Here is a 12,639-nt window from a genome sequence, read left to right on the forward strand (position 1 = left end):
TTCTAGTTCATACAGCGGACCCTCCGGACCAGACTTTAACGGCGAGGCGAACTGCGTGGCGAAGCTCAGACGTGGGAGACTGGACGGCGCCTTTTCGGTCTATTTGCTGCTGGGGGTTGGTCTTCTGCTCCCCGCACTTGCCGTCGTTTTCATGCTGCTCTATTCCCAGATGAATGATCAGGCTGGCGACGCACGCCAGCGCGCTGTACGGGCGGCCGACACACTCGTGCTTTTGTCCGATGCACGGGCCGCTAGTGACTTGGCCGCGCTGCGGCTCCTCGTTCAATCACAAACGTTTAGGAGCGCTGACCTCGCATCTGGCGCCCGTCGTGCGCGAGAAGCGGTAGAACTGGTTCCGGGTTGGCAGGCGCTTCTTCTGACGGAGCGCTCCACGGGAATGAGCCTTTACTTCGCGACGACTGACACCATCGAGTATTCCCCGCAGGAGTCCTGGACTATCGAGGTAGGCGACGAGGGCTGGGCGTATGGGGGCATTGAACGTGAGGGTCACCATTGCCCTTGCGTCACCGTCACATCGGAAGTGCCCGGCGACGGCCAGCACCTGCTCACTGTCTTCATCTCTCCGCTGGTCTATCAAGAAATGCTCATGAAGTGGGTACCGCAAGGAGCGGTAGCAGCAATCGTGGACCGGGAGGGTGAGTTCATCGCTCGCTCCATCGACTACTCGAACCGAGTCGGAACGCCCGGAACATCCTACGTGCTTGATGCGGTCGCAAAGGGTGGCCGCGGTATCTATGCGGGGACCACCTACGAGGGGCTAACAAACTACACCGCCTACGCGACGTCGGAGCTTGCCGGATGGTCCAGCCACATCGCGATCAGCAGTGCGCTGCTGGACCGTCCTTTGCAGAGGGCCGCTGCGGTCATCACCTTTGGCCTGTTGGCTGCAATCCTGGCAGGTCTTGGGCTGTTCGTATTGGCGGCACGCGAAGTTGTCCGAAGGCGGAAGAACGAAGAGCATCTTCTGAACCTCCAGCGTTCAGAGGCGGTCGCGCAATTTACAGCGACCCTCGTCCACGACTTCCGCAACGTGATTTCTTCGCTTCAGTCGGGCCTGAACCTTATCAAGCGCAAGACGAGGAACGACGAAATCAAGTCGTATGTCGCGCTGATCGAGGAATCGGTGTCGAAGGCAACGCGCCTTGCCAACCAGCTTCTGAGCCTGTCTCACGGAAAGGACACCGAACTTGAATCGGTCGATGTCAGCGAGATGCTGGACGGTCTTCGGTACCTTCTCGAGCAGGCTGCTGGTGACGGCGTCGCCCTGTCGATTGGTGAGATGGAAAGCCACCTGGCCGTGGTCGCCAACAGAGATCAGCTTGAGCTTGCACTTCTCAACCTTGTGGTTAACGCCCGGGAAGCATTGGAAGGACAAGGGCGAATTTCCATAGAAGTTTCGTCGGTCGGTGACCGTGCCGAGATTGTCGTGTCCGACAACGGCCCTGGCGTCTCGGCAAAGCTGCAGCGAACTCTTTTCCAGCCTTTCATTACGGACAAGCCGCAAGGTACAGGTTTGGGGTTGGCACAAGTGGCTGGTATGGCGCGCAATGCCGGGGGCGAGGTTGCCCTGGAGAACGTCTCCGAGGGTGGGGCTCGCTTCGTGATAAGACTCAACAAGGCCAGGACCGTCGAGAAAGCGCGTGGGCCTGACTTCCAGGCGGAATAGTCGACGAAACCAAAAGCGAACCTATCTCCTTCGTGAGGACGACATCATCTCAGCCTCTGAGGTGTCATGGTCATGCTACCGAAGGCTTCTCTTCTCGCGTTCGCGGCTGCGCTGTCCGCTTCGCCTGCATCTGCAATCGAGCACTGCGAACCGCGTCGAAATGTGACCTGCGTCGTCGACGGAGCCACCGTCTGGCTCCAGGGTGAGCTTTTCCGGTTCCAGGGCTACGACGTTCCCCGACTCGAAGGTGACCTCTGTGGCGGTAACAAAGAAGCAGCGCTCGGGAAGAAGGCTGCCAACCGATTGCTGAGAATACTGAACAGCGGAGGGCTCTTCATGCACAGGGTTGGTGAGGACGAGGAAGGGAGAACCCTTGCAAAGCTTTACATCAGCGGCAGGGACGTCGGAGAAATCATGGTCGCGGCAGGTCTGGCACGCAGGGTGCCGGACGGTCGGAAGTTCTGGTGTGAATAACGCGGAAGTCGGACCGGTCTGTGCGGATAAATCCCGAGTATTAGGACAATCGCCGCCTTCTTAAAGTGCAGTCGTGATGTAGGCTGCTCCCACTACTCATTTGGAGAATCACGTGAAACTGAGAAATTTTGGCGCAATAGGTCTCGTCATTTCACTTGCCGCATGCGGCGGCGGAAGTGGTGGAGGCGGAGCGGAAACCTTTGATCAGCTTGCCTCACGAGGCAATGGTCTCATCGCTGAGTATTGGGAGACAAGCCTCACCGAAACGATGCCTGCGAGTGGGACAGCCAACTACCGAGGGATCGCTGCCCATAGCTCTTTCTACACGAACCCCGAGGATATCGTCGCTGACCCCGACAGCCTTTCCAACGTCGAAGTCACGGCCAATTTCTCGACAAGCAGTATGGGCGGCGTCACGAACAATTTCCGGGTTCCCGGCAACAGCTACCCGATTTCGGGTTCCTTAGCGATAACCAATGGCATCATCTCGGGGAGTGAGTTTATCGCAGATGTTTCGGGCACTCTCACTGAAGACGGTATCCCGGTGATGTACGACGGCATAGTTGCCGGAGGTTTCCTTGGCACTGGTGCTCAGGCTTTGGCCGGTTTCGGCATAACCGACGCGACTGTTGCTGGGCTGGGCACTTTCGAAGTCAACTCGGTGTTCATAGCAGAGCAGTAAGAATGGACCGAGGCGTCGGCATTGCGGTCGGCGCCCGGTTCCCACTTGCCTGAGCAGTAGTGGCGCCTATGCCGCGGCTGCCATAGGGATGCCGGAGCGCCGCATGGAAGTGGCTAGCAACTCTGAAATCTGAGGCCCTACGAAACCGGTTTCGGTGAAGAACTCCAGTTCCTCTTCCAGGATGGCGAGAGAAGCGGCAGACAGTTTTCCCACAGCGGAAGTGAGAGTGGCGGAGGTCGCCGCATCACCGAACTGAGCCAGCCGCCACGCAGCAGCCGAACGAAAGTATCCAGGGAACATACTCAACCAACTGTTCTAAGAAGCTGTGCGGGCCAGGGGTGACGCTCCCCTGGCCCCGCCAGTTTCACTCGTTAACGCACACACACACAATCGAACTCGGTCCGACAAAGCCAAGATGGGGCACAACGCGATTCCGGGCAATTCCACAACTTTTTGACCTGATGGCGTTAAAATTCACGTGGCGTTGGATGACGTATCACCCATTAAGCCAGCGGGTTGCCCTCAGGTGCCTCCGCTGTGAGCCCTCATCATCCTCGCGCCACGACAAGTTTCGGTTCGCCCGGAAAGCTCCTGATATCGAACCCCTTGAAGCCGGTGCCGTCGCCGTTGAGCCTGTTCCCGCCGCCTGTCATCGCCCCGATCAGGAATAACAAACGAGGGCCCACGCGTACAAAATCTCCAGGTCGCGCGTCTGATACACGGGTTTCTTCTCGATTGGACATACCGCGTGCCATACCCCGTTACGATGTCTCAAGCGCACGCCGTGCCTTTGAAGATGGTGACGGCAACGCATCTCGACACTCGCTGTCTCCCGCGCGTCCTGAAGCACCGCCGAGACGGAACGTTTGTATTTGATCCTCCCCAGTTCATCTGGAGACGCTCCACCGCTACTCACCTCACGCAAGGCGTAGCGAAACCCGCTTCTCGTGTTGCCGCCTGCGCTTCGGTACACGGTGACATAAGTCCGATCAGCCAAACGGGCCAAGGCTCGCGAGATACTGGCGTATCGAGATGGCGTCCGCTCATCGCAGAACGCGTCGAGAATGTCCCCGGTTCGCGCCAGATGTCCGTAAAAGGCGCAGCCTTCTTCGTCCACTTCAGGTTGCCGTGGATACCCTGACAGAACCTCAAGAATGGCTTTCTGCTGCGGACTTAGTCCGCGCCTCAATTGGGGAACACGAAGAGCCATGGACAGGGGACGCCCTTTCGAAAGTGCCCTCGGCTTCGCAGCCTCACTTCCTCCACTTGATGGCCCCCGTCTCTGCGGTGGGGCAACCTCTGCAGGGTCAATAGCAACTCCGAGCCGCCCTGAAGAAGCAACTTTGCAACAGAGGTCCGGTCGAAAGGAAGTGGCCGGACGCTCCCCTAGAGCAGTCCGACCAGACCGTTTCGCATAGTAGTCTCGTGCGTCGAGCAGGGTCAATTTCTTCCCGATGGGTCAGTGGGCTTCGGTCGCGCTTGCCTTGAGTTGCAGATCCTCGATTTCGGGCCCGAGGTCGCCGAGAAGGTGCAGGGCGACTTCCAGGGTGCTGTCGATGCCCCGGGCGGACATCGGAGCGCCGGTGGTGTCGTTCTGGAACGCGCAGAGGGCGGTGCGCAGCAGGGCCTCCACCTCATAGAGATGGTCCCTGACGCTACCGGCATCTTTGCTGCCGAGAGGGATGAAGGAAGGGTTGCGGAAGGTGCGGTCACTCAAGTTGGTCATTCTGGGTACTCCATGCTTGTTGAGTGCGTTAGACCTGCCCAAGAGACTTGGACGCCACGTCCGACATCTTTCGGAGTTCGGCGGCGGTCTGCCGCGCGGAGGACGCCAGGTGCTCGGAAGCCCACCGCAGCGCGTCATGAGTGCGGCTGCCCTTGTCGGCATCGTAGGCTGCCGTGGCGAGGGTCATCAGTTCCGAGAGATGAAGCAGGGTCTCGAAGCCTGCAGGATACTCGTCGTAGTCGGGGTGCAGCGTGTCCTTGATGGCTTTCAGGGCGTCCGTGGGTTCAGTGGGCAGGCTCGCCCACCATGCCTCGTTTCTGGCTCTCAGTTCCTTCACCTTCTCAGCGTGACCCGCGAAGACGGCAGGGGCTGCCAAGGCGTCTCCCTTGACGCTGCGGTTCTCCCAATCGGTGACGGGGCTGGGGGTGTTCATCTTGTCTCTCCTCTCAGAATGAGGCTGCAAGAGCAGCGCTCGGTTTTGGGTCAGGCGTAGGTGTGGACGGTCCCGCCGGTCGCGATGCGCGTGACCGTGGCGAGGTTCACAGAGCGGATGGCGCGCTTCTCGGCATCCCAGACCGGGAACAGGTGGGGATGACGCTCCTTGCGCGTCTGAGCGGCCCTGCGACCGGTTTCCGTGGCCTCCTCTCCCTTGACGTGAAGGGGCAGCGAGGCGGGCTGTACGAGCATGGAGCGCTCGGTGCCGTCCTTCTTGGTGAAGGTGACGTTGCAGAAGCGGCCAGCGGCGGCCGTGATGAGGTCGCGCTTGGCTTCCATAGCCTCGACGGCCTCGCGCTCCTGAGCGGAGTGCAGTGCCTCCCTGAGGGCATCCATGCGCTGATGGTCGGCGGCAGTCAGGCGGTCGCAGTTCTCGAAGTTGCGAAGCTCGGACCGGATTTCCTCGGACGGGCGATGCGCCTCGGCCATGATGCGGGCACGGTAGGCAACCCTGGCTTTGATGGTGGACCAAGCGCGACGGAGAGCATCGGCCAGAACTGACCGGAGACCTTCCCAACGAACCTGGTAGGTGCTGCCCCGCACAATCTTCCAAGCCAGTTGCATTAAGTCGCTGCGGTCTTGGGTGGTGATGGTCATTGCATTGGCTCCCCTGTGCTGTTAGCATCAATATGGGTCCAACAGCATATGCTGTCAACCCTATAAAAATGCTGATAGCACAAAAGGCGAAGCATGACACCTGAGCAGTTCAAGATGGCCAAGGCGGCGTTGGGTCTTAGCAATCCGGATGTGGCCGAGGGCACGGGCCTGCACCGCAACACGCTGAATAAAATCGATCAGGGACTAAGCAAAGCATCGACAGCCCAACATGTCCGCCTCTACCTCGAAGCGAAGGGCGTCCAGTTTCTTGAAGGCGGCCAAGTTGCTGTAGGCCCCGGCGTTGCGCTGAAAGGTGCTGAGGAATGAAATCCTTCTTGCTGGCAGCTACTCTCTTCCTTCTGGCCAATTCGGCCCACGCAATCGGCCTGTGTGGCTCAGGTCCGAGCGTAACCTGCGTGGTGGATGGAGATACCTTCTGGCTCAATGGCGAGAAAATACGCGTTCAGGGCTACGACACCCCCGAGACCACGACCAACATTTGCGGAGGACAGCGGGAGGTCGAGCTCGGCCGAACGGCGGCGGATCGGCTCATGCAATTGCTTAATCAGGGCAACGTCTCGATGCGCAGAACGGGCAAAGACCGCTATGGGCGCACCCTGGCTATCGTTCACGTCGATGGCCGGGATGTAGGTGCCATTCTCATGGCTGAAGGTCTGGCGAGGCGCTGGCCGGACGGACGGGAGTTCTGGTGCAACTAGACTCGCGAATGCCCAATCGAGTGCAAGCCACTAATCAGGCGCTGGGCTGCACATCTGCAGGCGGTTTCCGAAAGGGTCATAGAAGTTGGCGAAGGTCACATATCCGGGAAACACTTTAGGGTCGTCGCACTCGACATTTCGGCTGCGCAGTGCCTGAACGGCATCGTGGCAATCTTCGACGTCGAAAACCACTGTAACGCCTGTTATGGGCCGCCACCCAGGCTCAGCCGCCGTGACCGATATGTTGCCCTGCCCGCTCGCGAGGCCGAACTCAATCCAGCCTGCGTCCGGTAGGTCGTACAGCGGCTCGCCTAGTCCAAGGACCTCGGAATAGAACTCCCTGGCCGCGTCAAGATCAGGCACCGATATCGACACGACGTTGATACCCTTTAACAGTCGGGTTCTCGGCATGGTTTGCTCCCTCGGCAGAGACCATGCCTCTTAGGATAGGCGCTGCAGTGTATTGGTCCAGTCTTTGGCCATTTGCGCTGTAGAACGATCCTGTGAAAGGTGGTGCCCCGCCGCCTCCCGGGGTATTCAGGCTTCAGCAAGGCAGAAGGAACGAGACCTTGAAGGACCCATTTCACTCGCCCCTCGACTACCCGGAAGCGCCCAGGCAAGAGAACAAGGCAGAAGCGGACGACCCGCCATTTCGGGAGCCGGGTACAAATCGCTTCTCCGCTGTCCTGGTGGTCATCACCATCGGCTTTGCCGTTGCCTACATCGTGGGTGACCTCTGAACCACGAGCGCGGATTCTTGCTTCTTACCAGAACGTTTTTCGGCTCGTTTCCGCCCGCCAATTTGTATCCCTGACCGAGCAGTCTAATTCGAAAGTCAAGACATCCCTGTCTGGCCGGGCGGCTCGAGTTTCACGGTACAACCGGTATGGTTTTCGAGTCGCCCGGACGAACCTCCCTCCATGATGGATTTAAGAAGCGATTGAGTGGCTTCCCGCCTACCTGGGGGACAGTTTCGTAGACGGCACTAAGTGCGCTGTGAGGGCCTTGACCCCCCTCATCGCCGGACGGCACCGCGCGCGTTAGCTCCGTCGTGAATGTCATCCGGCACCCCCTCCACGAAAAACCCTCGGCTTCGGTTCGGTGCTCTGCGTTCACTTTCTCGGAGGATTGATTGCCCCGTCCACAGTCTCTTCTGGCAGTTCGAGTATCCTCCCCGCCTCTCTCAACAAGCCCATCCCTTCGAACGTCGACCCGAGCTCTTCGCGGTCACGCCAGATGCCCAGCGCCCACTCACGGCGACCCTCTGCGGGGATGTGGTCTCTAATAGAGCCTTTGCGTCCTCTGCGGTCGGGCATGAGCCTGCTTTCTCGGTTTGACAGCCAAGCACTGCGCTCGGCATGAGTTGGTGCATGAAGTTCGAACAGGCACCCAGCCTCGCCGGAGATACGACCTGGCTGCAGGCAACGGTGCTTGTTCTTCTTCTGTTCTTGATGGTCTGGCCACTCCTTCGACGCAAGAGAAGAAATGCCCGAGCGCCGAGCCGATGGAAGCTGGACCGTTCCAGACCTTGGTCAGGCTTTTCGCGTTAGCGTTGCAAGAGCTGCGGTGTGGAGGCTTACAGTGCCGACCGAAGGGCGCCGAAGGAGTGAAAGCGAGGATTAAGCGCCAAGGCTCTTTAGAGAGCCGCGCGACTGTCAGGGAACATTCCTTCGTCCTGTCCGGCTCGAAAGCCCATATCAGGCAGGACCACTTTTCAAGGGGCAGGCCACCCATAGCGCGAATGGCAAGAGATTCGACGCACACGAAAAAGCGGCCGCCTAGATGACGGCCGCCTGAGAAAACATACTAGTTCGCGCCGAACGATCCGACGTGAATAATTCCGTTTCCGCTTGAGGTGAACGTGCCCCCGACCTCCTCTGCGTTCGGTCCGTAGAATTGCCCCTCTGCGGTTCCAGTTGTGAGAGCGCTGATCATGCTCGCATCAAAGGTGCTTTCAGAGATGGTTCCAGTTCCGCTGTAGTCCAATTCGCCGGCAGGACCGGCATCGAGTAGTGTATCAATATCGACAAGCCGGGTATTCGATGTGCTAACTGTGACTCCAGAAGCTGCGAAGTCCGCGACAATCTGGGCATCTGCAGTAGTCCCAAAATAACCTGTGCCGTCAGTTACCAAACCTGCTGAATAGCCGATGTAGGTAGCGGGAATGCTACTCGTAGGAAGGTCGGCTGCGGCAGTTGAAAGACCAAACGACCCGGTGCCAACTGTGCCGGCGCCAGTATTGTAGCCAATCACCCAAACCCCAAAGTTTTGATATTGGTAGCCTAGGTCCAGTTCATCGGCTGCGACAAGGGTGTCCTCCCCGTCAGCAGTCTGTCCAGCAATTACTATTCCAAAGTCTTGGTATACGGCTCCGTCCGCTTCATTAACGTCAATAGGCGCGCCGGTATTACCGATTACAACCCGCGTTGCTTCTCCATTCTTGAAGGTAATATCCAAGTACGCATTGTCATCCGAAACAATGGGGCCAACATCCACATTGTCCGTAATCAAGTCGTAGGAGTAAGCTGCTGATTTAGCAGCACCCTGAAGGCGGACGGTACCGTTCTCGGGCACGTTATCCCAAGACGTGAAGGGTATAGTTCCGCCCGGGCTGCCCACGCCCGAGCCTCCTCCGCAAGCTGCTGTAAGCAAACCACAGCACACCAGCAATAAATAATTCCTCATAAGTCCTCCGTTTTTTCCCTATGTATTCAGAATGACTCCACAGTCTTCGAATGTGCCGAATCTGTCAACCAATGGCTGGGCGAGCCTGCAATTCGACAGCATCTAGGCAATAATGCTGGAAGGGCGGGGTATAGTGCCGTCGGCGACAGCACTGACGCGAATTCTGAACTGGTCTTCGCTCTCATCGTCGGCTCGCCCCATGAAAACACCCCTGGCGGGTCCGGTCACGATGGTTGCACGTGTGGAGGTGGGCCCGTCGCTTCCGTCCTCATTCTCGTAGATGGTGGTAAAGAACACGATCAACGGTTCGGTGCCTCCTGAGGCCCGCTCCATCGCGTTGAGGCGGGTCTTGATAGTCATTTCATCATGCTTCCTTCTAGTGCGCTCATCCGCGCTTCCAGTTCCGTGGTTTCCAAGGTGCGACGGTAGGTCTCGACCAGTGCCATGACATGCGCGCCCTCTGCCGGGGTGAGGTCGCCATCAGCCACCGATGCCAGCACCGCCGCAGCCGCCTTGGCCGCGTCCTGTGCCGTGGTCATCGCTGGAAGGGCGAAAGCTACGAGTGCATGACGCCGGGGAGGCGTAATTCGTTCGAGGCAGAGTCGCAACGCGGTGGCGTCGCCTTCCAGTGCTAGGTCGACCGCCTTTTGTGTCAACGCTTCGGCCTGACCATCCAGAAGAGCTTCCACTGCGAGCGTCGTCTTGTGCCTCGATCCCTTTGGGCGTCCCGAGTTGCCGCGCGAGAACGTCCCGTCCGGGTTTCGTCCCGTAGATTGTCCGTTCTTACGGGTCATTGCCCTGCCTCGTGAAGATAGGAGACTAGACAGCCGTCAGTCTGCCAAGAGCGCGCCGCAGGGTTCGCAGGAGTCGTGAGGGAGTGCTTCAGGAGGGGGCGGAACACCGGAACACCCCTATAGGGGTGTGTTCCGTTTGTTCCACCCTCACCACCCGGCGTGCACCGGGAATGGAACATGGAGAATGTTCCGCCGATGTTACGCATGTTCCACCTCTCCAATTGGCCAGATATGAGCGTCGTTCACCCCAATTCGGTTGCCCTTCTGAAGCGAGTTGAGTGCCCGTCTGAAGCTCTGTCTCGGGTTGCTGTCTGCGTACCGTCCCGTTGCAAACGCTCGGAAAGCCTCGGCTTCAACAACCCGGAAACGTCCGGGCTCGGGCCATCCGGTTCCCGCGGGATTCGGACGACCGTGATCCGCCACGAACTCCTGCAGGGCCTCCCACAAGATGCGCTCGTTCTGCGACATGGGCTTCGTGGCCTGAGGCATGGAGGACGGGGTGACAACCGCTGATGTGACCTCTTCCCCGTCGCTGTCGGTTCCTATGGCCACGTCGGTCAGGGTGTAGGCGAATGTCCGACCGCTCTGCATGTCCCGCTGCTTCCGTGTTTCAGCCACGACCACGCCTTCCGTGCGGGTCAGTTCAATCTCGGTGTCCACCGCCGCTCGAAGCGAACTGCTACCCCTGGCGCCCTTGCTGCTGTCCTTGCCGCTGTGGTGGATCAGCATGACGTGACACCCGAGACGAGAGCGCATGAAGTCGATATTGCGGATGACCTGGCCCATGTCCCTGGCAACGTTCTCGTCGCCGCTCCCCATGACCCTCGAGAGCGTGTCGACGATGACCAGGCCGGGAACAGCAGGAAGGGCATCAGCAGCGTCGGTAAGCGCCTTCCCGTCCCCGTTTCCGAACATGTCGATGGTCATGGACAGGATGCTCAGGTCCGCCCGTTCCAAAAGGTCGTCACGGTCGATGCGCAGGGCCTCGATACGATTGGAAAGGCCTCGCCCGCCTTCTGCAGCGATGTAGAGGACAGCAGCCTGCGAGACCCTGTGCCCGTGCCAGTCTTCACCGGCTGCGATGTGCAAGGCGAGGTCGAGGGCGAAGAACGTCTTGCCCACGTTGCTTTCGCCATAGACCACTGAGCAACTGCCCCTGTCGAGCCAGCCCTTCACGAGATACCGGCTGTCGATGTGAGGCTGGATCAGATGTGCCGACTTGATGGCCGCGTGGAGAGAAGCGGCCCGCCCCTGAAGAATTGGGATTGAGCGGATGAAGTCGCGGTCACGGCTCTGCCGATACTCTTCGGCCACCTGGCGAAAGGCCTCTGAAGAGAGAGCTTCGGTCATGGACACCTGCCTTCCGCGAAGTCCAGCACGGCGTCCTGACCCTCCCTGTCGAGAGCAAGGAAGGTGCTTGCCGCCAGGAAGCGACGCTCGGCATCAGCAAGCCTGACACGCAGGACTGCGGCCAGTTCCCACATGGCTTGCTCGTCCAGCGTGGTGAGGCTGTAGCCGACCATGCGAGCGGTCCGCATGTGAGTAGGCTTGATGTGCCTGCTGAAAGCCTGACGCGTGGGAGGGCTCACGTGCATATTCATGCTGCGACCTCCAGCGGCTCGGGATCGACCGTGCTGAGAAGCGAGTAGACGCCATAGCTGCTTGCGCCCGTGTCAGGGTCGCCGGGGTACATCGTGGTCTCGACCTTGATGGCTTGGTCGCGCTTCAGGATGTGAACGATGTCTGAAAGTCGGACAGGAGAGGCGCAGTAGACTGGTCCCGCCCGGAGAAGGTCGAGAACCTGCCTCAGGCGCTTCTGTAACGTCACGCGCGAGGGCTCCTGGCCTTCGTTGCAAACAACATAGGTCGCGGGCGAACGCTCCTTGGGAAGGTCAGCCACACGCCAGATGCGCTGGGCGTTCGCGGGGGATGATTTCTGCTCGTTCATTGTCGGTCCTTGTTGCGGGACCGGCTGTGGTGCGGTATTCTTGTCTTGCTGAGAAAAGAACAACGCCCCTGCCGGTCTTTTGGATTGGTGGGGGTTGTTTTTTTCAGGCCGCTTCACGGTGAAGCGAAAGCGCGTCATCGACTTCGCTTTCAATCCAGTAGAGGCGTCCGCCGAGCTTGATGGGTGCAGGGAGTCGTCCAGCCGCGACGTCCAAATATACGGTCGTGCGACCACGCCCGCCGAGTTTGGCACGCAGTTCAGGAAAGCTGAGATACTTCATTTCGAACCTATCGTCGCCGCTGTCGGGACGGGAGCGGCATCAGATGTCCCGATGGGTTCGAATGTACGCCCGGGAAAATCTCGGGTCTAAATGCCAACTCGGTCAGAGTTCGATTTCACCGGGTTTCGCCGCGCGTTCGGTGGGTCTTCTCCAGTCGGCCGCGACGCGGCGATAGGCAAATGCAGCCTGAACCACCTTTCCGAATTTCGTTGAAGGCTGACCTGGCTCAAGACCCGACAGGGCGTAGGTGACTGGGACACTCAATTCCTCAAAGCCCATTCTGACCCAATCGGCCAAGAAATAGTCGGCGGGATCGCGGCCGCCGGTTTTTGGGAAGCAAGTATGCCAAACCCGCGCCAAGAGGATATCTTCGCTCTCTCCACTGTCCTTCTGATCAGCCATGAGTTTTCGCGCCCAGACCTTTTTGGAGTCAGTTGGCTCGTAGTTCCCATCGAAGAACGCCCACGAAAAGGCGTTCAAGACGTCCTCGGCGGGATGGTCCTTGAACTCACTCACCAAGAACGCTTCCACCTCTTGGCAGGTTGGAAATCT

General features: G+C 59.2%; 19 protein-coding genes. 6 read left to right on the forward strand and 13 right to left on the reverse strand.

Annotated features, from left to right (window positions below):
- Positions 1-55 precede the first annotated feature (55 nt).
- The 3 genes from EF888_RS21430 to EF888_RS21440 all read left to right on the forward strand — a co-directional run bounded on the left by EF888_RS21430 (position 56) and on the right by EF888_RS21440 (position 2,843).
- On the forward strand, positions 56-1,687 hold the full coding sequence (locus tag EF888_RS21430) for a sensor histidine kinase (protein ID WP_109759238.1): 1,632 nt from the start codon (positions 56-58) through the stop codon (positions 1,685-1,687).
- A 72-nt stretch (positions 1,688-1,759) separates the two neighbouring features.
- On the forward strand, positions 1,760-2,161 hold the full coding sequence (locus tag EF888_RS21435; RefSeq protein WP_164721781.1) for a thermonuclease family protein: 402 nt from the start codon (positions 1,760-1,762) through the stop codon (positions 2,159-2,161).
- 112 nt (positions 2,162-2,273) lie between these two features.
- On the forward strand, positions 2,274-2,843 hold the full coding sequence (locus EF888_RS21440; protein WP_126918624.1) for a transferrin-binding protein-like solute binding protein: 570 nt from the start codon (positions 2,274-2,276) through the stop codon (positions 2,841-2,843).
- A gap of 1,459 nt (positions 2,844-4,302) precedes the next feature.
- Here EF888_RS21440 and EF888_RS21445 read toward each other — a convergent pair.
- From EF888_RS21445 to EF888_RS21455, 3 genes are read right to left on the reverse strand one after another with little or no spacing between them, the layout of a single operon-like run.
- The gene (locus EF888_RS21445) at positions 4,303-4,560 is read right to left on the reverse strand and encodes a hypothetical protein (RefSeq protein ID WP_126918625.1); all 258 of its coding nucleotides are present in this window, start codon (positions 4,558-4,560) and stop codon (positions 4,303-4,305) included.
- A gap of 37 nt (positions 4,561-4,597) precedes the next feature.
- Positions 4,598-5,002, reverse strand: a complete 405-nt coding sequence (locus tag EF888_RS21450) for a hypothetical protein (protein WP_109759242.1) — start codon at positions 5,000-5,002, stop codon at positions 4,598-4,600.
- 50 nt (positions 5,003-5,052) lie between these two features.
- Positions 5,053-5,661 carry a hypothetical protein gene (locus tag EF888_RS21455; protein WP_109759243.1) on the reverse strand — a complete coding sequence of 203 codons (609 nt, stop codon included), beginning with the start codon at positions 5,659-5,661 and terminating at the stop codon, positions 5,053-5,055.
- A gap of 93 nt (positions 5,662-5,754) precedes the next feature.
- Here EF888_RS21455 and EF888_RS21460 point away from each other — a divergent pair, with 93 nt between their 5' ends.
- Positions 5,755-5,988, forward strand: coding sequence for a transcriptional regulator (locus tag EF888_RS21460; protein WP_109759244.1), 234 nt, complete (start codon positions 5,755-5,757; stop codon positions 5,986-5,988).
- Positions 5,985-6,380, forward strand: coding sequence for a thermonuclease family protein (locus tag EF888_RS21465; protein ID WP_206508385.1), 396 nt, complete (start codon positions 5,985-5,987; stop codon positions 6,378-6,380). Before EF888_RS21460 ends, EF888_RS21465 begins: the two co-directional genes overlap by 4 nt.
- Positions 6,381-6,410: 30 nt before the next feature.
- On the opposite strand, the gene EF888_RS21470 is transcribed toward EF888_RS21465, so the two are convergent.
- Positions 6,411-6,791, reverse strand: coding sequence for a VOC family protein (locus EF888_RS21470; protein WP_109759245.1), 381 nt, complete (start codon positions 6,789-6,791; stop codon positions 6,411-6,413).
- A gap of 158 nt (positions 6,792-6,949) precedes the next feature.
- Between EF888_RS21470 and EF888_RS21995 the strand changes: the two genes are divergently transcribed.
- Positions 6,950-7,120 carry a hypothetical protein gene (locus tag EF888_RS21995; RefSeq protein WP_164721782.1) on the forward strand — a complete coding sequence of 57 codons (171 nt, stop codon included), beginning with the start codon at positions 6,950-6,952 and terminating at the stop codon, positions 7,118-7,120.
- Between the two features lie 372 nt (positions 7,121-7,492).
- On the opposite strand, the gene EF888_RS21475 is transcribed toward EF888_RS21995, so the two are convergent.
- From EF888_RS21475 to EF888_RS21510, 9 genes are all read right to left on the reverse strand, one after another.
- Entirely contained in the window at positions 7,493-7,696 is a 204-nt protein-coding gene (locus EF888_RS21475) for a hypothetical protein (protein ID WP_126918626.1), read from the reverse strand.
- A 490-nt stretch (positions 7,697-8,186) separates the two neighbouring features.
- Positions 8,187-9,065 (reverse strand): transferrin-binding protein-like solute binding protein, encoded by an 879-nt coding sequence (locus EF888_RS21480; RefSeq protein WP_206508387.1) that lies wholly within the window; start codon positions 9,063-9,065, stop codon positions 8,187-8,189.
- A gap of 102 nt (positions 9,066-9,167) precedes the next feature.
- Positions 9,168-9,425 (reverse strand): hypothetical protein, encoded by a 258-nt coding sequence (locus tag EF888_RS21485; RefSeq protein WP_109759247.1) that lies wholly within the window; start codon positions 9,423-9,425, stop codon positions 9,168-9,170.
- A complete protein-coding gene (locus EF888_RS21490; protein ID WP_109759248.1) occupies positions 9,422-9,859 on the reverse strand; it encodes a DUF5681 domain-containing protein in 438 nt (145 codons plus the stop codon). The genes EF888_RS21485 and EF888_RS21490 overlap by 4 nt, the downstream gene beginning before the upstream one ends.
- 198 nt (positions 9,860-10,057) lie before the next feature.
- Complete coding sequence (locus EF888_RS21495; protein ID WP_109759249.1) at positions 10,058-11,209, reverse strand: AAA family ATPase; 1,152 nt, start codon at positions 11,207-11,209, stop codon at positions 10,058-10,060.
- Positions 11,206-11,397, reverse strand: a complete 192-nt coding sequence (locus tag EF888_RS22000) for a hypothetical protein (protein WP_146202992.1) — start codon at positions 11,395-11,397, stop codon at positions 11,206-11,208. The genes EF888_RS21495 and EF888_RS22000 overlap by 4 nt, the downstream gene beginning before the upstream one ends.
- A 59-nt stretch (positions 11,398-11,456) precedes the next feature.
- Entirely contained in the window at positions 11,457-11,807 is a 351-nt protein-coding gene (locus EF888_RS21500; RefSeq protein WP_109759251.1) for a hypothetical protein, read from the reverse strand.
- A gap of 103 nt (positions 11,808-11,910) precedes the next feature.
- Complete coding sequence (locus tag EF888_RS21505; protein ID WP_109759252.1) at positions 11,911-12,087, reverse strand: helix-turn-helix transcriptional regulator; 177 nt, start codon at positions 12,085-12,087, stop codon at positions 11,911-11,913.
- Between the two features lie 102 nt (positions 12,088-12,189).
- Positions 12,190-12,603 carry a hypothetical protein gene (locus EF888_RS21510; RefSeq protein WP_126918628.1) on the reverse strand — a complete coding sequence of 138 codons (414 nt, stop codon included), beginning with the start codon at positions 12,601-12,603 and terminating at the stop codon, positions 12,190-12,192.
- Positions 12,604-12,639: the final 36 nt, after the last annotated feature.

This window comes from Silicimonas algicola, from assembly GCF_003970735.1.
Classification (GTDB): domain Bacteria; phylum Pseudomonadota; class Alphaproteobacteria; order Rhodobacterales; family Rhodobacteraceae; genus Silicimonas; species Silicimonas algicola.